Raw genomic sequence first — 25160 nt, 5'->3', positions numbered from 1 at the left:
GCACGGTCAGGCGGATGCCGCGACTCAGTGCTCCTGGAAGCGCGGCCAGTCGCTGCCCGGAGCCATGTGCGAGTGCAGGGCGCCCTTCGCCGAGGCCAGGCTCGGATAGGTCCCCGTCGTCGCGTCCGAGCCCGCCATCGTGACGGTGTAGCCGTCCTCATCGTGCCGGATACTCCCGACCACGCCGTTGCGTCCGTAGGCGACCCACAGGGCGAGTGTCTTCGTGGTGCTCATCGTCGAACCCCTCTCTCCGGCTGAGGGTACGCTCCCTCGCGCCGGAAGACCAGGGGTCGGCGTGCGCTCGAGCGCGGGTGGTCAGAGCGCGGCGGCGATGAGCTCCAGCGTCTGCGCGCGACCCGTGGCGGAGTCCTTCGGCTCGGCGTCGAGCGCGCCGGCGACCGGAGACAGCATGACCTCGTCGACGCCGTGGCGCTCGGCGAAGGAGCGGACCTCGGCGGCGACGGCTTCCCCGGTCCCGACGAACCAGCGCGACCGTGCGTCCTGCACGACCTGGTCGGTGGCGGGGTCCGCAGCCGCGGCCGCCGCCTGCTCCACGGTCTCCAGCGCACGGAGGGGCTGGTTCAGGCGCAGACGCGCCATCATCCTCAGCTGGGGCAGGGCACGCGCCTCCGCCTCCTCCGTCGTGGGCGCGGCGACGGCGTTCACCGTGAGGAACGTGCGGGGCTCCGGGTGCTCTTCGCTCGGGCGGTAGCCGGTGCGGTAGAGGTCGAGAGCGCGCTCCAGCCCCTGCCCGGAGAAGTGGTTCGCGAACACGTACGGCAGCCCCTGCGAGGCGGCGAGCTGCGCGGAGTAGTCGCTCGATCCCAGCAGCCACACCTCGGGGGAGCCCGTGGCGGCCGGTGTCGCGCGGACCGTGTACTCCCCGCCCGACGTGAAGCGCACGGTGGCGCCGTCGCCGGACAGCAGGGCGGCGATGTCCTGCACATGACGCGGGAACTGCTCCACGTCGCTCGTGGTGCCCGATCCGCGCAGCAGCTGGGTGATCACCGGGTCGCTGCCGGGCGCGCGGCCGAGACCGAGGTCGATGCGGCCCGGGGCGATGGCCTCGAGCGCGGCGAACTGCTCGGCGACGATGAGCGGCGCGTGGTTGGGAAGCATGACCCCGCCGGAGCCCAGGCGCAGGCGCGCGGTGCGGGTGGCCGCGGCCGCGATCAGCACGGGGGGCGTGGTGGAGGCGACCGCCGGCATGTTGTGGTGCTCGGCGAACCAGTAGCGGCGGTAGCCGAGTCGATCGGCGATCTCGGCGAGGGCGAGGGAGGAGGCGATGGCCTCGGTGCTCGTCTGCTCGGTGCGGACCGGGACGAGGTCGAGGACGGAGAGGGCGACGTCATTCATCCCGAAGGACAACCGGCGGCGCCCTCCGCGCATTCCCTCGACACGGCGGTTCGCGAGCGCTCAGGCGGCCGCGGGCGCTGTCGTGGGGGAGAGGCCCTCGACGAACGAGCGCCGCGCCAGGCGATAGCGGATGTGCCATGCGGCGCTGTAGCTCTGCTCCGGCAGGTCGGCGAGCAGGGCGCGGTCGTCGGGGCCGAGGCCTTCGCGCGCGGCCTCGCGCAGCAGGTCGTCGCGCGTCGCCGGGTACTCCATGCCGGCGAGGAAGCGATCGAGCGTGGGGGTGAGGGACATGGGACTTCCTTTCCGTTCAGGGGGAGCGCGCGGGGGCGGTGCGGTGTGCACCGCCCCCGCGTCGGTCAGGCGTCGATCGCCTGTCGCTGCTCGGACGTCTCGACGGCGATCTTGCGCGGCTTCGCGCGTTCGCTCACCGGGATGATGACCGACAGGACGCCGCTCTCGTACGAGGCGCTGATCCCCTCGAGGTCGACGCCCTCGCCGAGCGTGAACTGGCGGAGGAACGAGCCGGCGCCGCGCTCGCGCGCCAGCCAGCGCACACCTTCTCGGGTGTCTGCGGTGCGCTGCGCGCGGATCGTGAGCTGCCCGCCGTCGAGGTCCACGTCGATGGAGCCCGGGTCGACGCCGGGGAGGTCGGCGTGGAGCACATAGCGGTCTCCGTCGCGGAACAGGTCCACCGGCATCAGCCGGGGTGCGCGAACGGAGTCCAGCACGCTCGCGGCGAAGCGATCGAGCTGGCTGAAGGGGTCGAAGGTCAGTGCCATGAGGTTCTCCTTTCGTGCGGCCCTGGTGGGGCGAGGTGGGATACAGGGAATCTGCATCCGTTGCTGTAGATTTGTTATACGACAACTCGTGCTAGGTTTGCAACCCCGGAAGAAGATCTCATGGCAAGGAGCGTTCGGATGCCGCATCGGGACTCCCGCACACCGCTGTACGGCATCGCGGTGGCCGCCCAGCTGGTCGACCTCCCCGAGGCCACACTGCGGCTCTTCGAGAGCAAGGGGCTCCTCACTCCTGCCCGCAGCGACGGCGGCACGCGCCGGTACAGCGACGACGACATCGACCGCCTGCGCCGAGCAGCACGGCTCCGCGAGGACGGCGTCAACATCGCCGGGATCGCCCGGGTGCTCGAGCTGCAGGACGCGAACGATCACCTCCAGGTGCAGAACGACGGTCTGCGTGATGCGCTCGACGGCCGGCGCGGGACGGACGCCACGGTCGCCGACTGACCGGCGCACGGCGAGGCCGCGGGGGAGCGCAGTCCCTCGCCCGGTTACGCTTCCTGCATGGAAGCAGGCATCTTCTACGTCCTCGTCGGGTCGGTCGCCGTGGCGGCGTTCGCACGATCGAGGGGATGGCCCGCCCCGCTGCTGGTGACGGTGGCCGCGCTCGCCGCCTCCTTCCTCCCGTTCGTACCCGAGCTCGACATCGACGGGCACCTGCTGCTGAGCCTGGTGCTGCCGCCGCTGCTGTACTCGGCCGCGCTCGACGTGTCCTTCGTGGGATTCAAGCGCAGCCTCCCGCAGATCCGCCGTCTCGGGATCTGGCTGGTGCTCATCACCGCGCTCGCGGTCGGGTTCGTGGCGTGGTGGATCATGCCGTCGCTGACGCTCCCCGGCGCGCTGCTGCTGGGGGCGATCGTCGCTCCGCCCGACGCGGTCTCGGCGGCCGCGATCGGCCGCCGCCTCGGCCTGCCCCGACGCATCATGACCGTGCTCTCCGGAGAGAGCCTCATCAACGACGCGACCTCGTTGACGCTGTACCGCGTCTTCGCGGCGATCCTCGCCGGAGCGACCGTCTCGGTCTGGGGCGGGATCTGGCAGTTCCTGGTCGCCGTCGGCGTGGGCGTCGGGATCGGTCTCGTGTTCGGGATCGTCCTGCACCAGCTGCGCATGCGCATCAGCGATGCGGTCGTGATCGGCACGTTCGGCCTGCTCGCACCGTTCGGCGCCTACGCGATCGCCGAGCACCTGCTCGGATCCGGGGTCCTCGCGGTCGTCGCGATGGGACTCTACGTCGGCTACAACTCCCCGCGCACCGACTACACGACCCGCCAGCAGGAGAAGCCGCTGTGGCTGTCGGCCGATCTACTGCTCGAGAGTTTCGTGTTCGCCTACATCGGTCTGCAGTTCCCCCGCGTGCTCAGCGACCTCGGCAGCGAGTCCGTGGGCGAGATCCTGCTGCTCTCCGGGGTGGTGCTGCTGGTCGTGCTCGTCGTGCGTCCGCTGTTCATCTATCCGACCAGCGCGTGGTCCAACTTCCAGGACCGCAAGCGGCTCGAACGGTGGGACCGGGGCGTGGCATCCGGCGAGTTCGAGAAGCGGCACCGTGCATCGAGACGGTGGGGAAGCTACACCGCCGACGAGCTGCGCGGCCACATCGTCCGGGAGCAGATGGCAGGGCTGCAGCTGACCTGGAAGGACAGCGCCGTGATCTCCTGGGCCGGGATGCGGGGTGTCGTGACCTTGGCGATCGCGGTCGCGGCGGCCGACCTCGCGACGCTCGACACCGAGGCCTCGCATGCGATCGTCGTCGTGGCGTTCATCGTCACGGTGGGCACGCTGCTGCTGCAGGGACTGACGCTGCCGCTGCTCATCCGGAGCCTCGGGATCGAGAGCGACGTCGACGAGCAAGAAGATGCGGAGGCGCTCGCGGCCGTCCGGGAGAAGAGCCGCGAGGCGGGGAAGGCCTTCCTCGCGGAGAAGCGTGTGGAGTGGGAGGCGAAGTACGGCGAGGTCGACCTCCGCGTGTTCGACGCCTTCACGCGACGCATGACCCGTGTCGAGAAGGACACCGATGAGGCGCAGAGCATGGAGGACGCGACGAGCCGTCCGTCCTATGAGGACCTCGTCGCGCTGTCACGCGGCTGGTTGCAGGTGCGCCGTGACATCCTGCTCGCCGAGCGCGATGCGGGCAACCTCGACGAGGAGGTCATGCGGGAGCTGATCGCCGCGATGGACGCCGAGGAGCTCGCCCTCGACACCCGCGGGGCCACCCGTCAGCCGGGGCGCGCCTGACCGCAGCGACGTTCCGCGCCCGGGAAGCGGGTGCCACGACAGAGCGCCCCGTCCCGGAAGGACGAGGCGCTCTGTCGTGAGGTGTGAGTGCGATCAGCGGGCGCCGACCGGCTCCTTGTCGGCGGAGGCATCCGTTTCCGGCGCTTCCTCCTCGCCCGAGTCGTCCGCGAAGGGCAGGCCCTCGCGCGGTGCGTTGTAGAGCTCCTCGTTCAGGATGCCCTCGCGCTTGGCGACGATGGTCGGGATCAGCGCCTGGCCGGCGACGTTGACCGCGGTGCGGCCCATGTCGAGGATCGGGTCGATCGCGAGCAGCAGTCCGACGCCCTCGAGCGGCAGGCCCAGGGTGGACAGCGTCAGCGTGAGCATGACGACCGCGCCGGTGGTTCCGGCGGTGGCGGCGGAGCCGACGACCGAGACGATCACGATCAGCAGGTACTGCACGAAGTTCAGCTCGATGCCGAAGAACTGCGCGACGAAGATCGCGGCGATGGCCGGGTAGATCGCGGCGCAGCCGTCCATCTTCGTGGTCGCGCCGAGCGGCACGGCGAAGGAGGCGTAGGAGCGGGGCACGCCCAGGTTCCGCTCGGTGACGCGCTCGGTGAGGGGCAGCGTGCCGATCGAGGAGCGGCTGACGAAGGCCAGCTGCACCGCCGGCCACACGCCGGAGAAGTACTGCTTGATCGACAGGCCGTGCGTGCGCACCAGGATCGGGTACACGACGAACAGCACGAGTGCGAGGCCGATGTACACCGCACCGGCGAACCAGCCGAGAGAGGCGAGCTTCTCCCAGCCGTACTTGATCACGGCCGAGCCGATCAGGCCGAACGTGCCGAGGGGCGCGATGCGGATGATCCACCACAGCACGCGCTGGATGACCTTGAGCAGCGACTCGGTGAAGACGAGGAAGGGCTCGGCCTTCTTGCCGGCCTTGAGCGCCGCGATGCCGACGACAGCGGCGACGACGATGACCTGGAGGATGTTGAAGCCGACGCTGGAGCTGAACGTGCCCTCGACGGCACCCGGGTTGGTGCTGACCGTGAGGCCGAGGAAGTTCTGCGGGATGAGGCCGAGGAGGAAGTTCCACCACGTTCCGACGGTGTACGGGTCGCCGGTCTCGAGGCCTTCGCCCGCGTGGTTGCCCGGCTGGATCACGAGGCCGAGACCGATGCCGATGATCACGGCGATGAACGCGGTGATCGCGAACCACAGGATCGTCTGGCCGGCGAGGCGCGCGGCGTTCTGCACGCGGCGGAGGTTGGAGATGCTCGCGACGATGGCCGTGAAGATCAGCGGGACGACGGCGGCGCGCAGCAGCGTGACGTACGAGCTGCCGATCGTGTCCAGGGTCGCGGACAGGCCGTTCGGGTTCTCGGCGGTGGCGCCGAGCTGACGGCCGATCAGGCCGGCGGCGACGCCGAGGACGAGGGCGGCGAGGATCTGGAAGCCGAACGAGGTCAGCAGCTTCCGGACCGGGCCGCGGGTGTCTGGCGCCTTCTGGGCGCGTGCGGTGGTGCTCATTGAGGTGGGGACTCCAGAAATCGCGGCGCGCCGGATGCACGCCCTCAGGCTCAACGCTATGGCTGCCTGAGAATTCCCTGGGCGGATATGACGAACGATGACGCGGTGCGCTCAGCGCGCGCCGTGCTCCGGCATGTCCGAACCCGGATCGAACCATCTCAGGTCGGGGAATCGAGCGAAGCCGCGGTCGCGGGTCGCGAGGCGTGCGCCGTTCGCCAGGGTCACCGCGGCGATGTACGCGTCGGGGACGAGGTTCCCGCGGATGCCTCGATCGCCTGCGGCGAGGGCGTCGAACCGGTCCCAGGCCGGGGATCCTGTCGTGAGCCATTGCGTGCGCGGGGCAGCGAGGAGGCTGCGGGTGAAGGCCATCGCGGCGTCGATCGGTGCCGGGGCGGTGGTGATCCGGGGGTGGGTGACGATGCGGACGAATCCGCTGAGGATCGTGTCCGACACTCCGATCGACTCGTGGGCGAGCGCCTCGTTCAGCCACGGGCCATAGGTCGGGTGTTCTGCGGAGTCGGCGCGGAACGCGTAGACGAGGATGTTGACGTCGGGCACGATCATCGGATCGGTGCCTCTTCGAGTGCCTCCCACAGGGCGTCGCGGTCATCGATGTCGACGAGGAATCGTGATGTGCGCGGGTCGCCGAAGGTCGGCAGGGGTTCGACGGTCGCAGCGGGTCGGCGCTTCGCCAGGTGTTCCCGCAGGGCTTCTTCGATGAAGCTCGTGAAGGTTCGACCCTCGGCTGCGGCGCGGGCCTTCGCCTCGGCCGCGAGAGCGTCGGAGAGGTTCAAGGTGGTGCGCATGCAGACAAGCATACGCGTGCGCGCAGACATCTGCCTCCGTGTCAGCGCGGGGCGAGCACGAGCAGGTCGCCGACCTCGCAGTCCAGGGCCTCGCAGATCGCGCGCAGCGTCGAGTAGCGGATGGCGCGGGCGCGGTCGTTCTTCAACACGGAGAGGTTCACGATGCTGACCCCCACCGCGGCGCTCAGCTCGGTGAGGGTCATGCCGCGGTCGACGAGGAGCTCGTCGAGACGGCAGTGGATGCCCGTGAACTCGTCGTCGCTCTCGGCCGGGCTCACACCAGACCCTCCGTGTCCTTCTGCAGTCGCTCGGTCTCCTGCTGCAGGCGCTCCTGCTCGCGTTGCAGTCGCATGCCCTGTCGGAAGACCGCGGCGAGAGCGGCGAGGCCGAGCGCCGCGGCGAAGGGCAGCGGCGTGACAGTGAGCTGGTAGGCCGAGGGATACCAGGGGCTGCCGGGCGAGAAGGCCTCGCGCAGACCGGCGGTGGCCGCGATGCCGCTCAGCAGATCGGCCGCCACCCCGAGCAGCAGCACGGCGACCGCGGCGCTCGCGAGGGTCCGTGTCACGGTGCGCGAGAACGCCCTTCCGCGAAGCGTGTAGAAGCAGATGACAGCCACGATGACGGCCGGCATGGTCGTCAACGCGAGACTGCTCAGCTGCGCCGCCGCCGCGAGCAGCCGCAGCCCGAGGGAGGCGTTCCCGACCGTGAAGGCCGAGAGGGATTCGCCGCTGCACGTCAACATCGTCGTCCCGCTGTCGCCGAACTCGGAGCAGGGAAGGTCGGCCGGCCATGCCACATACACATGGGTCTCGCCGTGAAGCTCGGCCCAGTCCACGGCGAACGCCTTCACGATGAAGATGACGGCACTCACCGCGGACAGCAGGATCCACCACCCGGAGAGCGTGAGTGCCGCATCGAGCGCGATGGTCCGGCTTCCTCGCCGGCGCCCGTTCCAGACGAGGAGGCAGACGAGAAGGGCGATGACCGCGAGGGCGATGGCGATGTTGAGCAGAGACGGCCAGAGCTCGTCCGATCCGAAGGACAGCATCAGACGAGGCCCTCCGTGTCGCGCTGCAGTCTCCGCCCGATCTCGAACACCCCGGCGACGAGCGCGAGAGCGAACGCCCAACCGACCGGGGCGAGGTCGACCTGGACGAGGAAGGTCCACAGCACGTTCTGGACGTCCGGATCGGTCGAGGCCAGGTCCTGGACGATCATGGCCCTGCCGACGCCGCCGGCGAGCTGGCCGAGGAGGGCGCCGGCGATCATCAGGCAGGCTGCGGCACCGAACAGCCACCCCAGCGACGGTCGGAACGGGTGGGAGCGGATCAGGGAGACGCCGAGCCACCAGACGCCGGCGCACAGGGCGATGGTCGCGAGGGCGGGAAGGGCGGTCTCGAGCAGCAGCATCCAGCGTGCGCCCGAGGGCACCGACGCCAGCGTGATGACGGCGGAGTCGACGGCGGCGCGCTCGATGCCGGGGACGCCGTCGAGGGCGGGCAGGTCGGTGTCGTGCACCGGCATCCGAATCGCGGGCGAGCGTCCGAAGATCTCGGCCGCAGCGGCAGCGACGGCCACGATCGCGCCGATCCCGACGCTCACCGCCCCGGTCGCGATGATCCCGAGCCCGATCCCGTCTGCGAGGGAGGGGCGTCTCTCCGTCGTGCGCATCCGTGCCTCCTGTGTGTGCGTGCTGTCGCCGCGGTGTTATCGACTTTCGTTAACATAACGACAGTCGATAACCCCGTCAACCTCCCGTATGCCCACGGCGAACACGGGCATACACGGCATCCGCGGTGGTTACTCTCGATGTACAGGCGCAGAGAACGCCATAGGTGTCAGCGCTTCGCCCCGTGCGAATAAGGAGTCACAGCATGTTCGAGAGATTCACGGACCGAGCCCGTCGAGTGGTCGTCCTCGCCCAAGAAGAGGCGAAGATGCTCAACCACAACTACATCGGAACCGAGCACATCCTGCTCGGTCTCATCCACGAGGGTGAAGGTGTCGCTGCCAAGGCGCTCGAGTCGCTCGGCATCTCCCTCGACGCCGTGCGCGAGCAGGTGCAGGACATCATCGGCCAGGGTCAGCAGCAGCCGACCGGCCACATCCCGTTCACCCCGCGCGCCAAGAAGGTGCTCGAGCTCAGCCTCCGTGAGGCCCTGCAGCTCGGCCACAACTACATCGGAACCGAGCACATCCTGCTCGGTCTCATCCGCGAGGGCGAGGGCGTCGCGGCCCAGGTGCTGGTCAAGCTCGGCGCCGACCTCAACAAGGTCCGCCAGCAGGTCATCCAGCTGCTCTCCGGGGCCCCTGGTCGCGAGCCGGCCTCCGTCGGCGCGCAGACCAACGACTCGCAGTCCAGCGCCCAGGGCGGCTCGGCCGTGCTCGACCAGTTCGGTCGCAACCTGACGCAGGCCGCACGCGACAACAAGCTCGACCCGGTGATCGGGCGCGAGAAGGAGGCGGAGCGGGTCATGCAGATCCTCTCCCGTCGCTCGAAGAACAACCCCGTCCTGATCGGCGAGCCCGGCGTCGGAAAGACCGCCGTCGTCGAGGGCCTGGCCCAGGCGATCGTCAAGGGCGATGTGCCCGAGACGCTGAAGGACAAGCAGCTCTACTCGCTCGACCTCGGCTCGCTCATCGCCGGTTCCCGCTACCGCGGTGACTTCGAGGAGCGCCTCAAGAAGGTCACCAAGGAGATCCGCACGCGCGGCGACATCATCGTCTTCATCGACGAGATCCACACCCTCGTGGGTGCGGGTGCCGCCGAGGGCGCGATCGACGCGGCCAGCATCCTGAAGCCGCTGCTCGCCCGCGGTGAGCTGCAGACGATCGGCGCGACCACGCTCGACGAGTACCGCAAGCACTTCGAGAAGGACGCCGCGCTCGAGCGCCGCTTCCAGCCGGTGCAGGTGAACGAGCCGACGCTGCCGCACGCGATCAACATCCTCAAGGGGCTGCGCGACCGGTACGAGGCGCACCACAAGGTGCAGATCACCGACGGTGCGATCGTGGCCGCGGCGAACCTCGCCGACCGCTACGTCTCCGACCGCTTCCTCCCGGACAAGGCCATCGACCTGATCGACGAGGCCGGCGCACGCCTGCGTCTGTCGATCCTGTCCAGCCCGCCCGAGCTGCGCGAGTTCGACGAGAAGATCGCCGCCGTGCGCGAGCAGAAGGAGATCGCCTCCGAGGAGCAGGACTTCGAGAAGGCCGCCTCCCTGCGCGATGAGGAGAAGAGCCTCCTCGCCGAGCGTCTGCGCCTCGAGAAGCAGTGGCGTGCGGGCGACGTCGCGACCCAGGCGGTCGTCGACGAGGGCCTGATCGCCGAGGTGCTCGCCCAGGCGACCGGCATCCCGGTGTTCAAGCTGACGGAGGAGGAGTCCAGCCGACTCGTCTTCATGGAGAAGGCGCTGCACCAGCGCGTCATCGGTCAGGAGGAGGCCATCGCGGCTCTCTCCAAGACCATCCGTCGTCAGCGTGCCGGCCTCAAGGACCCGAAGCGTCCCTCCGGCTCGTTCATCTTCGCCGGCCCCACGGGTGTCGGAAAGACCGAGCTGGCCAAGGCGCTCGCCGAGTTCCTGTTCGACGACGAGGCCGCGCTGATCTCCCTCGACATGAGCGAGTTCGGCGAGAAGCACACCGTCTCGCGTCTGTTCGGTGCCCCTCCCGGATTCGTCGGATTCGAAGAGGGTGGCCAGCTCACCGAGAAGGTGCGGCGCAAGCCGTTCAGCGTGGTCCTCTTCGACGAGATCGAGAAGGCCCACCCGGACATCTTCAACTCGCTGCTGCAGATCCTCGAGGAGGGTCGTCTCACCGACGGTCAGGGTCGGATCGTGGACTTCAAGAACACGGTCATCATCATGACCACCAACCTCGGTGCGCGCGACATCGCGGGCGGCCCGGTGGGCTTCCAGATCGAGGGCAACAACTCCACGAGCTACGAGCGGATGAAGGGCAAGGTCAACGAGGAGCTGAAGCGGCACTTCAAGCCCGAGTTCCTCAACCGTGTCGACGACATCATCGTGTTCCCGCAGCTGAGCAAGGAGGAGCTGGTGCAGATCGTGGATCTGTTCACCAAGCGCCTCGGCGAGCGTCTGCTGGACCGCGACATGACGATCGAGCTGTCGCAGGCCGCCAAGGAGCGCCTCATCGAGATCGGGTTCGACCCGGCTCTCGGCGCCCGTCCGCTGCGTCGCGCGATGCAGCACGAGGTCGAGGACCGTCTGTCGGAGAAGATCCTGCACGGCGAGCTCAACTCGGGCGACCACGTGAAGGTCGATGCGGAGAACGGCGAGTTCCTGTTCGAGCACGGCCCGCGCGGCGAGAAGGTCGCTGTCGGTGTCAACACCGGCGGCGGCGCGATCGCCGGCACCCCCGACCTGGCGGTCGCCAGCGGAGAGTGACCCTGACGCAGAAGGGGCGGATGCCACGGCATCCGCCCCTTCTGCGTCCCCGCCCCCCTGCTCCTGCTCCTGCCCCTGCCCCTGCTCCTCCTGCCCCTGCCCCTGCTCCTCCTGCCGCTCCTGCCGCACAGCTTCGGAGATCCGGGGCGACGCGCCGGGGTCGGGCCGCAGATGTCCGGCGTGTCGCCTCCGATCTCCGAAGCTGTGTCGCGTCTGGGAGGGGCTGGGGGGAGCGGGTTCTAGGCTGGAGCGGTGAGCGAGTACATCGTCCGGCCGGCGCGCAGCGCCGACATCATCGGCATCCGCAACCTGCTGCAGCCGCTCGTCGAGAAGCGGATCCTCCTCGGCAAGGACCTGGCGGTGCTGTACGGCGCGGTCCAGGAGTTCGTGGTCGCCGAGGCCGACGGGGTGCTCATCGGATGCGGCGCGCTGCACGTGATCTGGGAGGATCTCGGCGAGGTGCGCACGCTCCTCGTCAGCGAGGACTGGCTGCATCACGGCGTCGGGCGGGCCATCGTCGAGCGCCTCGAGGAGAACGCGCGGATGCTCGGGCTGACGCGGCTGTTCTGCCTCACGTTCGAGGTCGAGTTCTTCGGACGACGCGGCTTCACCCCGATCGGCGAGCAGGTCGTGGACCCCGACGTGTACTCGCAGCTGCTGCGCAGCGGTGACGCGGGTGTCGAGGAGTTCCTCGACCTCGCCCACGTCAAGCCGAACACGCTCGGCAACACCCGCATGCTCAAGGTGCTCTGACGGCGCTCGCCCACACCGTCGGGCTCCCAGGGAGCGGCGTCCGATCGCATAACCTGGAGGCATGCCCCGTCGTTCCGCCGCCGTGTACCGCCGTCGGCGACTCGTGGTGATCCTCGGGCTCATCCTCGTCGTCGCTGCCATCGGCGTCGGTGCGTGGTTGCTGATCGCGCGGCCGTGGGCGGCGGCGGACGCCACCACGCCGCAGCCGTCGTCTTCCTCCTCGGAGACGCCGACCGCCCCGGCGACCGACACCACGTCTCCGTCTCCGTCTGCCACGCCCTCGGGGGAGCAGACCCCCGCGGTCGTCGCGTGCGAGGCGAAGGACATCGAGGTCACGGCCGTCACCGATGCCGAGTCCTATCCGTCCGGGGCGCTGCCGAAGCTCTCCATCTCCCTGACCAACAAGGGCGCGAAGGACTGCACGATGGACGTGGGGTCGACGACGCAGGTGTTCACGGTCTCCAGCGGCGCGGACGTCTGGTGGCGATCGACCGACTGCCAGGAGAACCCGAGCAGCATGATCGCCACGCTGAAGGCCGGCACCACTGTCACCAGCAAGGACCCGGTGGTCTGGGATCGCACCCGGTCGAGCGTCGAGACGTGCGACCAGGAGAACCGCCAGAGGGCACCGGGCGGAGGCGCGTCGTATCACGTCGAGGTCTCGATCGGCGGCTTCCCCAGTCTCAGCACCGCGCAGATCCTGCTCTACTGATGCCGCGCCTGCGGATTCCGAAGCCGAAATGCTGCGAGATCACCGAGGCAACCGGGCCGGAGGCTGACATCCGTCCTTCTTTGGGATACCATTGAGGTGACTCTCCGCATCATGCGGCACATGCCATCCCCAGTGGCGTCGAATCACAGCGTCCCCAGCGCTTCGACACCGCCGCTCGAGAGTCCGAGGGCCCTCTCGAGTACCCCAGTCCCCAATGTGGGACTCGAGAGGGCCCCAATCGTATCCGCCGCCCTTGCGGGCGCTTCTCGCCTCGCGCCGTGCATAAGCTGGTGACATGGCAGCGAAGAAGGCGAAGTCCGCGAAGAACAAGCCCGCACCCGAGGACTTCCGGTCGGAGGCCCTGGCGCTCGCGCTGGAGAAGCAGGATGTCGCCGCGGTCGCGCTCGCTCTTCGTCACGGCACCACCGTCGTGCCGCTGATCAAGCCCGGGGCGCGCGACAACCCGCTCGACAGCGGCGAGGTGTGGACCTACCGCGACCCGAACTCGGGCGACCTCGCGCTGCTGCTGTTCAGCGACGCGAAGAACAAGCCCGCGAACCTGCCTCCCGGTGTCGGCATCTACGACGCCACGTGGCTGCGGAAGTTCCTCGCCGCGCACCCGATCACGACGGTGTTCCTCGACATCGCCGGTCCCCACCCCATGCAGGCGGATCCGGTGGAGCTCCTGAAGGCGCTCGACGCCTGAGGCGCCGGTCTCAGAACGGCGGGATGTCGCGGTCGGACCGGCGGGACGTGTTCCGCGCTCTGACGTCTCCGAGGGCGGCGCGGAGCGTCTTCGAACGATCGTCGACCACCTGCTCGTAGCCGAGGCGCGCGGCCTCCGATCGACGCTGCGCCGCCTGTGTGACCGGCCGGATCTCGCCGGCGAGGCTCAACTCGCCCACCGCGGCGACCGTGCGCGGCACCGAGATCTGCTGGATGGAGCCGGCCACCGCGATGGCGATCGCGAGATCCGCCGCCGGCTCGGTGAACCGCACGCCTCCGACGGTCGACACATAGACGTCGAGGCTGCCGGTGGCGATGTTCGCGCGCTTCTCGAGGATCGCCAGCACCATCGCCACGCGTGACGAATCCACCCCGTGCACGATGCGGCGCGGATTGGGCGTGTTGCTGGGCACGGTGAGCGCCTGCACCTCGACCGGCAGGGCGCGGCGCCCCTCGAGCGAGATCGCGACGCATGTGCCGGGCTCGGTGGCGCCCTGAGACAGGAAGAGACCGGAGGGGTCGGGCACTTCGGCGATCCCATCGCCGGTCATCTCGAAGCAGCCGACCTCGTCGGTGGGCCCGAATCTGTTCTTCAGCGCGCGGATGAACCGCAGCGACGTCTGCCGATCACCCTCGAAGTGGCAGACGACGTCGACCAGGTGCTCGAGCACCCGCGGTCCGGCGACCTGCCCGTCTTTCGTCACGTGTCCGACGATGATGATGGGCAGATCGCGGTCCTTCGCGACGCGGATCAGGGTCGCCGCGACCTCGCGCACCTGGCTGGGCTGCCCCGCCGCGCCGTCGATCAGGGACGAGGAGACGGTCTGCACGGAATCGACGATCACGAGCTGCGGCTGCACCTCGTCGATGTGGCCGAGGATCGTGGCCAGGTCGGTCTCGCTCGCGAGGTACAGCTCGTCGTGGAGAGCTCCGGTGCGCTCGGCGCGCAGGCGCACCTGACCGGGGGACTCCTCGGCGCTCGCATACAGCACCCGCCGGCCGCCGCGTGCCGCCTGTGCGGCGACCTCGAGCAGCAGAGTCGACTTCCCGACACCCGGCTCGCCGCTGAGCAGGATCGCGGCACCCGGCACGATGCCGCCGCCGAGCACGCGGTCGAACTCGCCGACGCCGCTCGTGCGCCGGGGAGCGTCCTGCGTGGTGATCTGCGTGATGGGCCGTGCGGAGCGGTCGGCGCTCGGGGCGACCGGGCCGATCCGACGGAGGATGCCGGTCTGCACGGCCTGCTCCTGGACCGTGCCCCATTGCTGGCACTCCGCGCAGCGGCCGACCCACTTCGCGGTCGTCCACCCGCATTCCGTGCACACGTACGCAGGGGGAGCGGGTTTCCGGGTGGCCATGCCCCCAGGCTATCGCCGGGATCGGACATCCCTATCGACCAGGTGATTATTCACGGCCCTTGGTCCCCTGACGCCGCCGTCCCCGCGCGATACTGGTGTCATGTCCAACGGCGGGTCCGTCTGCGGGCCGATCTCGAGCTACTCCCGGGTGCGCATCCTGCACCTGCTTTTCGAAGCGCGTCACACGCATCCCGAAGGCCAGCTCTCGATCGGCGATCTGTGCGAGGCCACCGGCCTGCACGCCAACACGGTGCGCGAGCACCTGCAGCGGCTCATCGAGGGCGGGTACGTGATCCCGACGATCGAGCACCGCACCACCCGCGGGCGTCCCCGCACGCTCTACAGCGCCGCCACCGGCGACCCCGGCGCCTCCAGCCCGGTCGCGCGGGACAAGGCCAAGGCCGCCGCCCGCCGAGGCGATCTGCTGCGGAGCATGCTCCCCGGCATCGCCACCGACCTCGGCCGCGAAGCGACCTACCAGCTCGACGCGCTCGTCGAGCACCTCGAGGAGAGCGGGTTCGAGCCGATCGTCGACGACGAGCGGCTCACGGTCGACCTCAGCCCCTGCCCGCATGCGGCGGGGCGTCCGGAGAACCGGCCCATGCTGTGCCAGGTGCACCTCGGGCTCATGCAGGGCGTGCTGAACGAGGCCGGCGGCCCTCTCGCCGCCGAGCGCGTGCGCGACGCCCTGCTCCCCTCCGACTGCACCGTGCAACTGCGCGACACCTCCGCGCGGCCGAGCGAGCAGCTGCGTCACCGCACGGCGCAGTCTCACAGAACAGGAGTCGTGCATGGAATGGCTTGATCCGCTTGCGCTCGCCCGATGGCAGTTCGGGCTGACCACGGTCTACCACTACCTCTTCGTGCCGCTCACGATCGGCATGGCGCTGATCGCCGCGATCTTCCAGACCGCGTGGGTGCGCACCGCCAAGGTCCAGTACCTGCACCTCACCCGCTTCTTCGGCAAGATCTTCCTCATCAACTTCGCGATGGGCGTGGTCACCGGCATCGTGCAGGAGTTCCAGTTCGGCATGAACTGGTCCGACTACTCCCGGTTCGTCGGCGACGTGTTCGGCGCCCCGCTGGCGTTCGAGGGTCTGCTCGCGTTCTTCTTCGAGGCGACCTTCATCGGTCTGTGGATCTTCGGCTGGGACAAGCTCCCGCAGAAGCTGCACCTCGCCACGATCTGGTGCGTGTCGATCGGCAGCATCCTCTCGGCGTACTTCATCATCGCGGCCAACGCGTTCATGCAGAACCCGGTCGGATACACCTTCAACGAGGCCACCAACCGCGCCGAGCTCACCGACTTCTGGGCGCTGCTGACCAACCCGGTCGCGCTCGCCGCGTTCCCGCACACGATCTTCGGGGCGCTGATGTTCGCCGCCGGCGTCGTGATCTCGGTCTCGGCCTGGCACCTCTCCCGCGGCCAGCACTTCGACACCATGCGCATCTCGCTCAAGTTCGGGCTGTGGGCGATGATCGTGTCCACCGCGGGCGTCGTGCTCACGGGTGATCAGCTCGGCCTCGCGATGTACGCCGCACAGCCGATGAAGATGGCAGCAGCGGAGGCGACGTTCAACACCGTGTGCGGTCCGGACGCCTCGTTCAGCATCTTCACGCTCGGCACACCCGACGGCAGCTCCGAGCTGTTCTCGATCCGCGTGCCGTACCTGCTCTCGCTGCTGTCGACGCACACGCTCGACGCCTGCGTGCACGGCATCAACGACCTCAACGCGGAGTACGCGCAGACCTACGCGTCGACCGGGCTGACGGACTTCGCTCCGATCCTCTGGATCACGTACTGGGCGTTCCGTTGGATGATCGGCCTGGGCATCGCCGCCGCGCTCGTCGCCGTCGCCGGTCTCTGGGTCACTCGCAAGGGTGCCAAGAAGCCCGTCGCCCCGTGGATGTGGAAGGTCGCCATCTGGTCCTTCCCGCTCGCGCTGGCCGCCAACATCATGGGCTGGGTGTTCACCGAGATGGGCAGACAACCCTGGATCGTGTTCGGGTTGATGACGACGCAGGACGGTGTCTCGCCGGGCGTCAGCGGGCTCGAGGTGCTGATCTCGCTCATCGCCTTCACCGCGATCTACGCCGCGCTCGCCGTGGTGGAGATCCGGCTCATCATCCGGGCCGCGCAGAAGGGCCCTGACACCGAAGAACAGCCGCACGAAGAGACGGCCCAGCTGCCGTCGGTCGTCTACTGAGAAGGAGGAGCATCATGGATCTCGCAACGCTCTGGTTCTTCATCGTCGCCTTCTTCTTCGTGGGCTACTTCGTCCTGGACGGCTTCGACTTCGGCGTCGGGATGTCGCTGCCGTTCCTCGGCAAGGACGACGTCTCCCGCCGCCAGGTCATCAACACGATCGGCCCGGTCTGGGACCTCAACGAGACCTGGGTCATCGTCGCCGGCGCCGTGCTGTTCGCATCGTTCCCCGAGTGGTACGCGACGCTGTTCAGCGGGTTCTATCTGCCGCTCCTGCTCATCCTGCTGGCGCTGATCCTGCGCGGCGTCTCGTTCGAGTACCGTCACCAGCGCGAGGGCCGGAAGTGGAAGCAGGGTTTCGACCGCATGATCGTGATCGGCTCGGTCGTGCCGGCGCTGCTGTGGGGTGTCGCGTTCGGCAACATCGTGCAGGGCGTCGCGATCGATGAGAACCACATCTACGTGGGCGGCTTCTTCTCCCTCCTGAACCCCTACGCGCTGCTGGTGGGCGTCACCACGCTGCTGCTCTTCTTCCTGCATGGGGTGCTGTTCGTGGCGCTCAAGACCGACGGTCAGGTGCATGAGGATGCGCATCGACTGGCGAAGCAGGCCGCCATCCCCACGATCCTCGTCGCGGCCGCAACGGTGATCTGGACGGTCGCGATCGCGATGGGCCGGGAGGCTCCGCTGCTCTGGCTGGTCATCGGAGCCGGGGCGCTCGCAGCAGTCAGCCTGATTGCCGCCGTGGGGTTCTCGCTCGTCCGTCGTGACGGGTGGGCGTTCTTCGCCGGCATGCTCACGGTCATGTTCGCCGTGGTCATGCTCTTCTCCGCGCTGTTCCCGTACGTGATGCCGTCGACGATCGACCCCGCCTACAGCCTCACGATCGCGAACGCCTCCAGCACGCCGTATACGCTGCAGATCATGAGTTGGACGGCCCTGATCGCGATGCCGCTCGTGATCGCGTACCAGGCGTGGACCTACTGGGTCTTCCGCAAGCGCGTCACCCGGACCTCCATCGAGGGGGCTCCGGCGCACGCGTGAAACCCGTCGATCCGAGACTGCTGAAGTACGCAGGTGCCGCGAGGGGCTTCCTCGCGGCATCCGCGTTGATCGGCATCGTGCAGACAGCCGTCACGATCGTCTTCGCCTGGCTGCTGACCGATGCGATCACGGGAGCCATCGCGGGTCGCGACGTCTCCGGCTCGCTGCTCTGGCTGCTGCTGACGGCGTTGCTGCGGGGCCTGCTGATCGCGGCTTCGGACGCGGCAGGCACCCGCGCGGCGGCGAAGACCGGGATGCAGCTGCGTTCCGCTCTGATCGCCGCCGTCGGACGCCTCGGTCCCGGGTGGCTCGCGCAGCGGAACCAGGCCGCGCTCGCGGTCACCGCCGGGCACGGACTGGAGGCGCTGGACGCGTACTTCGCCCGCTACATCCCGCAGCTGGTCCTCACCGTGATCGCGACGCCCGTGCTGGTCGCGGTCATGTGGTGGCAGGACTGGCCCAGCGGCTTGACCGCCGTGATCACGCTGCCGCTGATCCCGCTGTTCCTGATCCTGATCGGCATGGCGACCCGCACGGTGCAGACCCGGCAGTGGCAGACGCTGCAGCGGCTCGCGGCCCGCTTCGCCGACACGGTGCAGGGGCTGTCGACGCTGCGACTGTTCGGGCGTGACCGCAGGGCGGCCGACCGCATCGAGGTCACGGCCGAGGAGTACCGCCGCGAGACCATGAAGGTGCTCCGGTTCTCGTTCCTGTCGGGCTTCGCGATGGAGCTGCTGGCCTCGATCGCGGTGGCGCTGATCGCGGTGTCGGTCGGATTCCGGCTGCTGTCGGGCGACCTGACGCTCGAGGTCGGGCTGTTCGTGCTGCTGCTCGCGCCGGAAGCGTTCCTCCCGATCCGCCAGGTGGGGGTGCAGTTCCACGCCGCGTCGGAGGGCGTCGCCGCGACCGAGGACGTGTTCGCCGTGCTCGACGCCGACCGCACCCGCGCGGACGCGGCCGCGGGCGCGGGCGCGGGACGGATGTCGGACGGATTCACGGATGTCGGACGGACCGGTGGGAAACCGTCCGACAGGCGGGAAACGGTCCGACAGATGGCGGCGGGCGGGGCGCTCGTGGTCGAGGGCCTGCGGGTTCGGGACCTGCCGCCCGTGTCGTTCACGGCCGAGCCCGGCACGATCACCCTCATCGAGGGACCGAGCGGATCGGGCAAGTCGAGCCTGCTCGCGGCGCTGCGGGGCGCGAGCGACTTCGACGGAACGGCCGTCTACGGCGGACGGGATGTGCGTGACCTCGCGCCCTCGGCGTGGCTGGCGTGGGCCGGGCAGAGCCCCGGTCTGATGCGGGGGACCGTGGCCGCGAACGTCGCGCTGGGAGAGGGAGAGCCGGATGCGGAGGGCGTCCGCACTGCTCTCGCCGCTGCCTGCGCCGAGGGCATCGACCCCGAGCGCGAGCTCGGCGTGCAGGGCGCAGGCCTCTCCGGGGGTCAGGCGCAGCGGGTCGCCGTCGCGCGGGCGCTGTACCGGCAGGGTTCAGGGGGCGGAGCGGTCCTCGCGCTGGACGAACCTTCCAGCGCCCTGGACCCCGAGACCGAGCAGCAGCTGTGGCGGTCGCTTCGAGGCAGGGCGGATGCCGGAGCCACGGTGCTGCTCGTCTCGCACCGCCGCTCCGCACGCGAGATCGCGGACCGGATCGTGCCGCTCGGGGTGCGCGTATGAGCGCCGACACGCGGGGACAGCGGGTGCGAGGCGTTCTCCGTCTCGCGCAGCCGCCGACCGGACGTTTCATCCCGGGACTGGTGTGGGGAGTGCTCTCGGCCGGGGCGGCGGTGAGTCTGCTCGCGGTCAGCGGCTGGCTGATCGTCAGCGCCTCGATCGTCGACTCCCTGGTGCCGCTGTCCGTCGCGGTGGTCGGGGTGCGCTTCTTCGCGGTGACGCGTGCTGTGACGCGGTATCTGGAGAGGCTGAGCGGACACGACGCCGCCCTGCGCCAGCTCGCCGCGACCCGTGCGGACATGGTGCGTCGTCTGACCCCGCTCTCTCCCGCCGGCCTGGGCTCGACCGACCGCGGCCAGGTGCTCACGGCTCTCGTGGACGATGTGGAGAACCTGCAGAACCTGCCCCTCCGAGTTGTCCAGCCGCTCGGCGTCGCTGCCCTCGTCGCCGTCGGCGCCGTGGGGTTCATGGCGTTCGTCTCGCCCGCTGCCGCCCTCACTCTTGCGATCTGTCTGCTCCTGGCCGCGGCGGCCGCGATCGGGCTCGGCTGGCTCTTCGGATCGAAGGCCGAATCGCTGGTCTCCGCACGGAGGGCTGAGCTCTCCGCCGCGCTGGTCGACTACTTCGGCAGTCTCGACGTGCTCCTCGCGTACGGCGTGGAGGGGCAGGCCCGTGCGCGCATCGCCGCTGCCGACTCGGCGCTGCGTCGGGTGGTCGACAGGGCGTCGCTCGCACAGGCCGTCGCCGCGGGTGCCGTGTCGGCGGTCGCTGGCGCCGCATCGGTCTGGGCGCTGGCGGCAGCCGCTCCCGGACTCTCCGGCGGGACGATCGACGGGCCGTGGCTCGCCGTCGCGGTGCTCGTCCCCATGGTCGTGTTCGAGATCTTCGGGGCGGTCCCGATCGCCGCCGCGTCCTGGCGCAGCGTCCGCTCCAGCGCCGAGCGCATCGTCGACGTGCTCCCGGAGCGGGTGCCGGACGAGCTGCGGCCCGACGCGGGGGAGGACGTCGCGTTCGACGGGACGCCCGAGGTGCGGCTGCGCGGTGTGCGGGCGAACTGGCCCGGCGGCGCGGCTGCCTTACGGGGTGTGGACCTCGACCTCGGGTCGGGTGAGCGGGTGCTGGTGGCGGGACCGAGCGGTGCGGGGAAGAGCTCCCTGGCTGCCGCTCTCGTCGGGTTCCTGCGTGTGGAGGGCGAGTACCGCATCGGCGGGCACGATGCCACGGGGCTTTCGGGTCCCGCGCTGCGTCGCGTGATCGGGCTGTGCGAGCAGAGTCCTCAGCTGTTCGATGAGGACGTCCGCCAGAATCTGCTGTTCGCGCGTGACACCGCCACGGACGACGAGCTGCTGGCGGTGCTCGACCGGGTGGGGCTGGGCGCGTGGGTGCGCGAGCGCGGCGGCCTCGACGCGCGGGTCGGCGATCGGGGAGCCCTGGTGTCGGGCGGCCAGGCGCAGCGCATCTCACTCGCCCGGGCGCTGCTGCGCGGTTTCCCGATCCTCGTGCTCGACGAGCCGACGGCGGGCGTCGATCCCGACGCCTCCGACGCCCTGCTGCGCGATCTGCTGCAGGCGGCCGGTGACCAATCGGTGCTGCTGATCTCGCACGTGGCGCCCCCGGCGGGGACGGTCGACCGCGTGGTCCGCCTGGACGGCGGTCGCACGGTCTGAGCGTCTGCTCAGACGCTCATGTCGACCGGGGGCTCCATCACGATGCCCTGGGCTTCGAACGCGCGGCGACGTTCCTCGATCCGACGGTGCATCTCGACCTGGGCGGCGTCGACGAACTCCGGGTCGAGGTCGACCGTGCGGGGGTGCGGGTCGCCGTGGTTCGCGGCGATGTATGCGTCGAGCTCGGGACCGCTGGTCCACGACGTGATGAGCGCGTAGCGCGGAGCGGTGCCGCGGTGCCAGACCGCGTGCCAGAAGCGCTGGGTGTCGACGATGATCCGCGATCCGGCACGCAGGGGCAGACGGATCTCGGTGGCCGGGTCGAAGCGGTCGGAACGGAGGATCAGCATCGAGTCGGCGTCGTCGGAGAGGTTGAAGAACCCGCGGACGACCCAGCCCGTGCCCTCCTCGTTCAGGCGGTTGTTGTCGTCCTGGTGCAGGTTGTAGATCGCGTCGGCGTACTCGTTCGGCTGGAGCTCGATCACCCGGCAGCGTCCGACGCCGGCGCCGGGTTCCTGGGCGCACCGCTGCAGCGTCGGAGCGACCGCGACCTGCGAGGCGACCCAGACGCCGTCCTTGTCGGTGCGGGGCGGGGTGTGGTTCCAGAAGCCGTTGCAGTCGACGTCGCCCGCATAGCTGGTGAGCGGAGCGAAGCGGGTGATGCCGGACGATCGCCAGCCGACGTACTCGAGGTCACGCCATTCGGCGGGATCGATCGACGTGGTGTGATCGTCGAGGACCACGTATCCGGTCTCGCCCAGAGCCTCGGACCTGATGAATCCCACGGTGCGCATCCTTCCCGTCATCGCTGCCCCCACAGGCGGCGGGTTCTTAGGCAATCCTAACCGGGTTCGTCGCGATCTGCTCTCGAGCTGCTCCATGCAAAAACCGGCGCCGATATCCTGAGGTGATGACTCAGCCGCAGGGCGCCCTCCTCGTGGGCAGCGTGAACTACGACGACGCCGAGACCACGATCCGCACGGCGGCGGACATGCTGGGCGACCGGCTCCGCCGCATCCCCGACGGCGAGGTGGGCAAGCGGTTCCACTGGATCATGTTCCAGCCCGACGTCATCGGACAGGCGGAGGGGATCGAGCGCATCGGCGATGAGCCCATCCCGTTCCCCGCGGGGATCGACGCCCGCGGACTGCGCATCGGCGAGGGCGTGGACGCGGCGGAGATCCAGCTGCCCCCGCTCGGCTACGCCGCTGCCGCGATCGAGTCGTATGTCGTGTTCACGCGTCTCCGGGCCGAGGGTGCGGTTCCCGCGGGCGTGCGGTTCCAGGTGTCGCTGCCGACGCCGCTCGCGGTGATCTCCTCCTTCTTCCACGGCGACGATCGCGCGGCCATCGAGCCCGTGTACACCGCCGCGATCCTGCGTGAGCTCGACGAGATCCTGGCGGCGATCCCGCACGAGGACCTCGCGGTGCAGTGGGACGTCGCGAGCGAGATGGGCATCATCGAGCGCGCGGCCGGGTACGGCGCCGTGATGGAGGCCTGGTGGCCCGGCGATCCGTTCGACGGTCTCGTCGCGCGGCTGGCATCCCTGGTCGACGCCGTGCCCGCCGACGTCGAGGTCGGTGTGCACCTCTGCTACGGCGACGCGGGGGAGAAGCACTTCTTCGAACCGGCCGATGCGGCGAATCTCGTCCGGTATGCGAACGCGGTCATCGCGGCATCCGCCCGTCCGCTCACCTGGCTGCACCTGCCGGTGCCGATCGCGCACGACGACGAGGCGTATTTCGCTCCGCTCGCCGACCTCACCCCGGTCGAGGAGCTGTACCTCGGACTCGTGCACCGCGAGGACGGCGCGGAGGGCGCTGCACGCCGCATCGCTGCCGCCGCCCCGTACCTCACCGCGTTCGGCGTCGCGACCGAGTGCGGGATCGGACGCGCTCCCGCGGGTTCGACCGAGGGCATCCTGCGCACCCACGCCGAGGTCGCCGCCGCCTGGTGACCGTTCGATTCGCGCGTCCGGCCCGCGTCGCGTAAGCTGTTCCGCGGTGACGTGTCCGAGCGGCCGAAGGTGCAACTCTCGAAAAGTTGTGTAGGGTAACCCCCTACCGTGGGTTCAAATCCCACCGTCACCGCCACCACGAAGGCCCCGACTCCCTGAGAAACACTGGGATGCGGGGCCTTTGTTCTCTGCGGTCGAGGCATTCGTCGTACCCTCGATCCATGGCGGGATCGATCGACCGGCGGAGCCTTCGCTTCCATCGCGCCATGCTCGGGTTGTGCGCTGGCCTGTTCGGATACATGGTCGGCTTGCTCACGAGGACCATCCAGGCCGGCAGCGACTATTCGCTGCCCCAGTGGATTCTCGTCGGATCACTGGTCGTCGGTTCGGCGGTGCTGCTCACGTATCAGATCGGGCAGGTCCGGCGTCGTGGCGGCGGACGCCCGCGGGGCTCCAGACGAAGTCGACGCCTCGAAGCCTCCGCCGCCGACGGGAGCGACGATGCAGGACAGTGACGACGACGAGGACCTGGGCGAAGCCGAGCTGAGGGCTCGCCTCCGCAGTATCGAAGACGAACACACGGCGCTCCTGTCGACGACGATCGGAGCGGTCAGCCTGGGTAACGCCGAGCTCGCTGAGCGGGCCAACGAGCTCGAACGTGAGGCTGATCTTGTTCGCGTTCGTCTCGGCGAGCCGACCCGTCATCCACCGGCCCCGCCGCGTCGCCGCGCGATCTTCGGTTGGGTCACTCTGTGCGCGGCAGTCGTGGGGATACTCGCGCTGACTCTGCTGCTGCCTCACTGATGCGGAATCCATTCTCGGTGGGGGCAGGCACGGTCGATCGACCCGCTCGTCGGCTCGCACTGGCAGGCGTGCCGCTCTCTTCGACCCGACTCGGCGCCGGGGTGCGTGCGGGACCGGTTCTCCGCGTGATCCACCAGACGGCGGAGGTGATCAGGACCAGTGCCGCGCTGGGGATGAGAGTGGCGATGGATCCTGCGATCTCTCCCCGGCTGTTGAGCGCGCCGCCGAGATCGACGTGCAGCGTCGTGCCGAGCACGAGGGCCGACACGTTGTAGACGACGTGGAGGACGACGGCGGTCTCGAGCCCGCCGGTGCGCCAGGTGACGATCGCCAAAGATCCGAACAGCACGAGGTAGGAGGTGAGGATGTACGGGTCGAGCGAGCCGTGGAAGAGAGAGAAGAGGACTGTCGGGATGACGATGCCGATCACTGCGCCGAGACGCGCACCTCGCGTCCACCCGCCGATGATGCGGAACATGAACCCGCGGAAGCCGTACTCCTCGCCTGCTGCCGCGAGTGGTGTCAACAGCATGCCGATCACGAAATAGGCGACGAGGTCGAATGTCGACCAGGGCACCTGGTCGACGGGCGCCAGGAGGAAGCCGACAGCGACGACGACGAGCAGCAACGGACCGAAGGCGAGCAGCGCTCGCCCGAGCACGCCGTATCGGAAGCGCCCGGCGACCGAGTGCAGCGACCGGAAGGGCACGCCGTAGAGCAGGCGCTGCAACAGCATGCAGTAGGGGATGAGCGCGGCGAGCGACAGTGCACCCGCAGCCTGCTGAAGAGGCGTGAAACCCGAGCGCCCCAGGATCTCGGTGTCGAGATAGCGTGCCCCGAGCAGGAGCAATTGCGCGAAGACGACCATCCCGACGACCACCAGCACGATCGCGAGGATGCCGCGGCGGATGCGGCGCCTCTCGCCGGCGTAGACGCGGTGGTACTCGACGCCAGGGGGAACTCGAGGACTGGGGACGGGGTCGTCCAGCTGGAGGAGCCAGTTCGGCGCGGTGTCGGTCATGGGTGATCCTCTTCGGTGCTAATACAGCGTGATAGTTGCAAGAGGTATCAAACTAGCACAGTGTGCTAGACGGTCGTGGACCGGGGAGCGAGAGGGGACAGAGCGCGTCGAGTACGCGATC

General features: G+C 69.4%; 26 protein-coding genes and 1 tRNA gene. 14 read left to right on the top strand and 13 right to left on the bottom strand.

Annotated features, from left to right (window positions below):
* Positions 1-24 precede the first annotated feature (24 nt).
* The 4 genes from CSX12_RS16105 to CSX12_RS16090 form a co-directional block, all read right to left on the bottom strand.
* The gene (locus CSX12_RS16105) at positions 25-234 is read right to left on the bottom strand and encodes a hypothetical protein (protein ID WP_017204219.1); all 210 of its coding nucleotides are present in this window, start codon (positions 232-234) and stop codon (positions 25-27) included.
* Positions 235-315: 81 nt separating this feature from the next.
* The gene (locus CSX12_RS16100; protein WP_124896440.1) at positions 316-1356 is read right to left on the bottom strand and encodes an LLM class flavin-dependent oxidoreductase; all 1041 of its coding nucleotides are present in this window, start codon (positions 1354-1356) and stop codon (positions 316-318) included.
* Between the two features lie 60 nt (positions 1357-1416).
* On the bottom strand, positions 1417-1647 hold the full coding sequence (locus CSX12_RS16095) for a DUF2795 domain-containing protein (RefSeq protein ID WP_124896439.1): 231 nt from the start codon (positions 1645-1647) through the stop codon (positions 1417-1419).
* Between the two features lie 65 nt (positions 1648-1712).
* Positions 1713-2135 (bottom strand): Hsp20/alpha crystallin family protein, encoded by a 423-nt coding sequence (locus tag CSX12_RS16090; RefSeq protein ID WP_017203779.1) that lies wholly within the window; start codon positions 2133-2135, stop codon positions 1713-1715.
* Between the two features lie 120 nt (positions 2136-2255).
* Here CSX12_RS16090 and CSX12_RS16085 point away from each other — a divergent pair, with 120 nt between their 5' ends.
* Positions 2256-2600, top strand: coding sequence for a MerR family transcriptional regulator (locus tag CSX12_RS16085; protein ID WP_225855721.1), 345 nt, complete (start codon positions 2256-2258; stop codon positions 2598-2600).
* A gap of 57 nt (positions 2601-2657) precedes the next feature.
* A complete protein-coding gene (locus CSX12_RS16080; RefSeq protein WP_017203777.1) occupies positions 2658-4388 on the top strand; it encodes a cation:proton antiporter in 1731 nt (576 codons plus the stop codon).
* Positions 4389-4481: 93 nt separating this feature from the next.
* Here CSX12_RS16080 and CSX12_RS16075 read toward each other — a convergent pair whose 3' ends face one another.
* From CSX12_RS16075 to CSX12_RS16050, 6 genes are all read right to left on the bottom strand, one after another.
* Positions 4482-5906: a dicarboxylate/amino acid:cation symporter gene (locus CSX12_RS16075; protein WP_017203776.1), complete on the bottom strand. Its 1425-nt coding sequence runs from the start codon at positions 5904-5906 to the stop codon at positions 4482-4484.
* 111 nt (positions 5907-6017) lie between these two features.
* Positions 6018-6470: a TA system VapC family ribonuclease toxin gene (locus CSX12_RS16070; protein WP_124896438.1), complete on the bottom strand. Its 453-nt coding sequence runs from the start codon at positions 6468-6470 to the stop codon at positions 6018-6020.
* Positions 6467-6712, bottom strand: coding sequence for a type II toxin-antitoxin system VapB family antitoxin (locus CSX12_RS16065; protein ID WP_017203774.1), 246 nt, complete (start codon positions 6710-6712; stop codon positions 6467-6469). Before CSX12_RS16065 ends, CSX12_RS16070 begins: the two co-directional genes overlap by 4 nt.
* 41 nt (positions 6713-6753) lie before the next feature.
* The gene (locus tag CSX12_RS16060; protein ID WP_124896437.1) at positions 6754-6990 is read right to left on the bottom strand and encodes a helix-turn-helix transcriptional regulator; all 237 of its coding nucleotides are present in this window, start codon (positions 6988-6990) and stop codon (positions 6754-6756) included.
* Positions 6987-7760 (bottom strand): hypothetical protein, encoded by a 774-nt coding sequence (locus tag CSX12_RS16055; protein WP_124896436.1) that lies wholly within the window; start codon positions 7758-7760, stop codon positions 6987-6989. Before CSX12_RS16055 ends, CSX12_RS16060 begins: the two co-directional genes overlap by 4 nt.
* Entirely contained in the window at positions 7760-8383 is a 624-nt protein-coding gene (locus CSX12_RS16050) for a hypothetical protein (protein WP_124896435.1), read from the bottom strand. Before CSX12_RS16050 ends, CSX12_RS16055 begins: the two co-directional genes overlap by 1 nt.
* Positions 8384-8586: 203 nt before the next feature.
* Here CSX12_RS16050 and CSX12_RS16045 point away from each other — a divergent pair, with 203 nt between their 5' ends.
* The 4 genes from CSX12_RS16045 (at position 8587) to CSX12_RS16030 (ending at position 13289) form a co-directional block, all read left to right on the top strand.
* Positions 8587-11118 (top strand): ATP-dependent Clp protease ATP-binding subunit, encoded by a 2532-nt coding sequence (locus tag CSX12_RS16045; protein ID WP_017203770.1) that lies wholly within the window; start codon positions 8587-8589, stop codon positions 11116-11118.
* Between the two features lie 252 nt (positions 11119-11370).
* Positions 11371-11871, top strand: a complete 501-nt coding sequence (locus CSX12_RS16040; protein WP_017202736.1) for an amino-acid N-acetyltransferase — start codon at positions 11371-11373, stop codon at positions 11869-11871.
* Positions 11872-11932: 61 nt separating this feature from the next.
* Complete coding sequence (locus tag CSX12_RS16035; RefSeq protein WP_017202737.1) at positions 11933-12583, top strand: hypothetical protein; 651 nt, start codon at positions 11933-11935, stop codon at positions 12581-12583.
* A 295-nt stretch (positions 12584-12878) separates the two neighbouring features.
* Complete coding sequence (locus CSX12_RS16030) at positions 12879-13289, top strand: hypothetical protein (RefSeq protein WP_017202738.1); 411 nt, start codon at positions 12879-12881, stop codon at positions 13287-13289.
* 10 nt (positions 13290-13299) lie between these two features.
* Here CSX12_RS16030 and radA read toward each other — a convergent pair whose 3' ends face one another.
* A complete protein-coding gene (gene radA / locus CSX12_RS16025; protein WP_026049790.1) occupies positions 13300-14667 on the bottom strand; it encodes a DNA repair protein RadA in 1368 nt (455 codons plus the stop codon).
* Positions 14668-14767: 100 nt separating this feature from the next.
* Here radA and CSX12_RS16020 point away from each other — a divergent pair, with 100 nt between their 5' ends.
* The 5 genes from CSX12_RS16020 to cydC are packed head-to-tail and all read left to right on the top strand — an operon-like array spanning position 14768 to position 21257.
* The gene (locus tag CSX12_RS16020; protein ID WP_124896434.1) at positions 14768-15472 is read left to right on the top strand and encodes a helix-turn-helix domain-containing protein; all 705 of its coding nucleotides are present in this window, start codon (positions 14768-14770) and stop codon (positions 15470-15472) included.
* Positions 15459-16874: a cytochrome ubiquinol oxidase subunit I gene (locus CSX12_RS16015; protein WP_017202741.1), complete on the top strand. Its 1416-nt coding sequence runs from the start codon at positions 15459-15461 to the stop codon at positions 16872-16874. The genes CSX12_RS16020 and CSX12_RS16015 overlap by 14 nt, the downstream gene beginning before the upstream one ends.
* A gap of 14 nt (positions 16875-16888) precedes the next feature.
* Positions 16889-17917: a cytochrome d ubiquinol oxidase subunit II gene (gene cydB, locus CSX12_RS16010; RefSeq protein ID WP_017202742.1), complete on the top strand. Its 1029-nt coding sequence runs from the start codon at positions 16889-16891 to the stop codon at positions 17915-17917.
* Positions 17914-19593, top strand: coding sequence for a thiol reductant ABC exporter subunit CydD (cydD, locus tag CSX12_RS16005; protein ID WP_124896433.1), 1680 nt, complete (start codon positions 17914-17916; stop codon positions 19591-19593). The genes cydB and cydD overlap by 4 nt, the downstream gene beginning before the upstream one ends.
* Positions 19590-21257, top strand: a complete 1668-nt coding sequence (gene cydC, locus CSX12_RS16000; protein ID WP_124896432.1) for a thiol reductant ABC exporter subunit CydC — start codon at positions 19590-19592, stop codon at positions 21255-21257. Before cydD ends, cydC begins: the two co-directional genes overlap by 4 nt.
* An 8-nt stretch (positions 21258-21265) precedes the next feature.
* Here the strand turns inward: cydC and CSX12_RS15995 are convergent, their stop codons facing one another.
* Positions 21266-22042, bottom strand: a complete 777-nt coding sequence (locus tag CSX12_RS15995) for a hypothetical protein (protein ID WP_026049791.1) — start codon at positions 22040-22042, stop codon at positions 21266-21268.
* A 125-nt stretch (positions 22043-22167) separates the two neighbouring features.
* On the opposite strand from CSX12_RS15995, the gene CSX12_RS15990 reads away from it, so the two are divergent.
* From CSX12_RS15990 to CSX12_RS15980, 3 genes are all read left to right on the top strand, one after another.
* Positions 22168-23214 (top strand): hypothetical protein, encoded by a 1047-nt coding sequence (locus CSX12_RS15990; RefSeq protein WP_124896431.1) that lies wholly within the window; start codon positions 22168-22170, stop codon positions 23212-23214.
* Positions 23215-23259: 45 nt separating this feature from the next.
* Positions 23260-23350: transfer RNA gene (locus CSX12_RS15985), tRNA-Ser, on the top strand.
* Between the two features lie 85 nt (positions 23351-23435).
* On the top strand, positions 23436-23729 hold the full coding sequence (locus CSX12_RS15980; protein WP_017201815.1) for a hypothetical protein: 294 nt from the start codon (positions 23436-23438) through the stop codon (positions 23727-23729).
* Between the two features lie 230 nt (positions 23730-23959).
* Here CSX12_RS15980 and CSX12_RS15975 read toward each other — a convergent pair whose 3' ends face one another.
* Positions 23960-25039: a CPBP family intramembrane glutamic endopeptidase gene (locus tag CSX12_RS15975; RefSeq protein WP_241160490.1), complete on the bottom strand. Its 1080-nt coding sequence runs from the start codon at positions 25037-25039 to the stop codon at positions 23960-23962.
* Positions 25040-25160 lie beyond the last annotated feature (121 nt).

This window comes from Microbacterium sp. Y-01, assembly GCF_003856715.1.
GTDB lineage: Bacteria > Actinomycetota > Actinomycetes > Actinomycetales > Microbacteriaceae > Microbacterium > Microbacterium algeriense.
Note: the sequence above shows the minus strand (reverse complement) of the source record. Positions and strands in the feature narration are given on the sequence as shown.

What these genes read in the sequence shown, in the direction of transcription:
- CSX12_RS16015 (WP_017202741.1), top strand. Translation starts at nt 15,459, where the DNA reads ATGGAATGGCTTGATCCGCTTGCGCTCGCCCGATGGCAGTTCGGGCTG.
- CSX12_RS16065 (WP_017203774.1), bottom strand. Translation starts at nt 6,712, where the DNA reads ATGCGCACCACCTTGAACCTCTCCGACGCTCTCGCGGCCGAGGCGAAG.
- cydB (WP_017202742.1), top strand. Translation starts at nt 16,889, where the DNA reads ATGGATCTCGCAACGCTCTGGTTCTTCATCGTCGCCTTCTTCTTCGTG.
- CSX12_RS16105 (WP_017204219.1), bottom strand. Translation starts at nt 234, where the DNA reads ATGAGCACCACGAAGACACTCGCCCTGTGGGTCGCCTACGGACGCAAC.
- CSX12_RS16075 (WP_017203776.1), bottom strand. Translation starts at nt 5,906, where the DNA reads ATGAGCACCACCGCACGCGCCCAGAAGGCGCCAGACACCCGCGGCCCG.
- CSX12_RS16030 (WP_017202738.1), top strand. Translation starts at nt 12,879, where the DNA reads ATGGCAGCGAAGAAGGCGAAGTCCGCGAAGAACAAGCCCGCACCCGAG.
- CSX12_RS16080 (WP_017203777.1), top strand. Translation starts at nt 2,658, where the DNA reads ATGGAAGCAGGCATCTTCTACGTCCTCGTCGGGTCGGTCGCCGTGGCG.
- CSX12_RS16055 (WP_124896436.1), bottom strand. Translation starts at nt 7,760, where the DNA reads ATGCTGTCCTTCGGATCGGACGAGCTCTGGCCGTCTCTGCTCAACATC.
- CSX12_RS16100 (WP_124896440.1), bottom strand. Translation starts at nt 1,356, where the DNA reads ATGAATGACGTCGCCCTCTCCGTCCTCGACCTCGTCCCGGTCCGCACC.
- radA (WP_026049790.1), bottom strand. Translation starts at nt 14,667, where the DNA reads ATGGCCACCCGGAAACCCGCTCCCCCTGCGTACGTGTGCACGGAATGC.
- CSX12_RS15980 (WP_017201815.1), top strand. Translation starts at nt 23,436, where the DNA reads ATGGCGGGATCGATCGACCGGCGGAGCCTTCGCTTCCATCGCGCCATG.
- CSX12_RS16050 (WP_124896435.1), bottom strand. Translation starts at nt 8,383, where the DNA reads ATGCGCACGACGGAGAGACGCCCCTCCCTCGCAGACGGGATCGGGCTC.
- CSX12_RS16090 (WP_017203779.1), bottom strand. Translation starts at nt 2,135, where the DNA reads ATGGCACTGACCTTCGACCCCTTCAGCCAGCTCGATCGCTTCGCCGCG.
- CSX12_RS16020 (WP_124896434.1), top strand. Translation starts at nt 14,768, where the DNA reads ATGTCCAACGGCGGGTCCGTCTGCGGGCCGATCTCGAGCTACTCCCGG.
- CSX12_RS16035 (WP_017202737.1), top strand. Translation starts at nt 11,933, where the DNA reads ATGCCCCGTCGTTCCGCCGCCGTGTACCGCCGTCGGCGACTCGTGGTG.
- CSX12_RS15990 (WP_124896431.1), top strand. Translation starts at nt 22,168, where the DNA reads ATGACTCAGCCGCAGGGCGCCCTCCTCGTGGGCAGCGTGAACTACGAC.
- CSX12_RS15975 (WP_241160490.1), bottom strand. Translation starts at nt 25,039, where the DNA reads ATGACCGACACCGCGCCGAACTGGCTCCTCCAGCTGGACGACCCCGTC.
- CSX12_RS16045 (WP_017203770.1), top strand. Translation starts at nt 8,587, where the DNA reads ATGTTCGAGAGATTCACGGACCGAGCCCGTCGAGTGGTCGTCCTCGCC.
- CSX12_RS16095 (WP_124896439.1), bottom strand. Translation starts at nt 1,647, where the DNA reads ATGTCCCTCACCCCCACGCTCGATCGCTTCCTCGCCGGCATGGAGTAC.
- CSX12_RS16070 (WP_124896438.1), bottom strand. Translation starts at nt 6,470, where the DNA reads ATGATCGTGCCCGACGTCAACATCCTCGTCTACGCGTTCCGCGCCGAC.
- CSX12_RS16085 (WP_225855721.1), top strand. Translation starts at nt 2,256, where the DNA reads ATGGCAAGGAGCGTTCGGATGCCGCATCGGGACTCCCGCACACCGCTG.
- cydC (WP_124896432.1), top strand. Translation starts at nt 19,590, where the DNA reads ATGAGCGCCGACACGCGGGGACAGCGGGTGCGAGGCGTTCTCCGTCTC.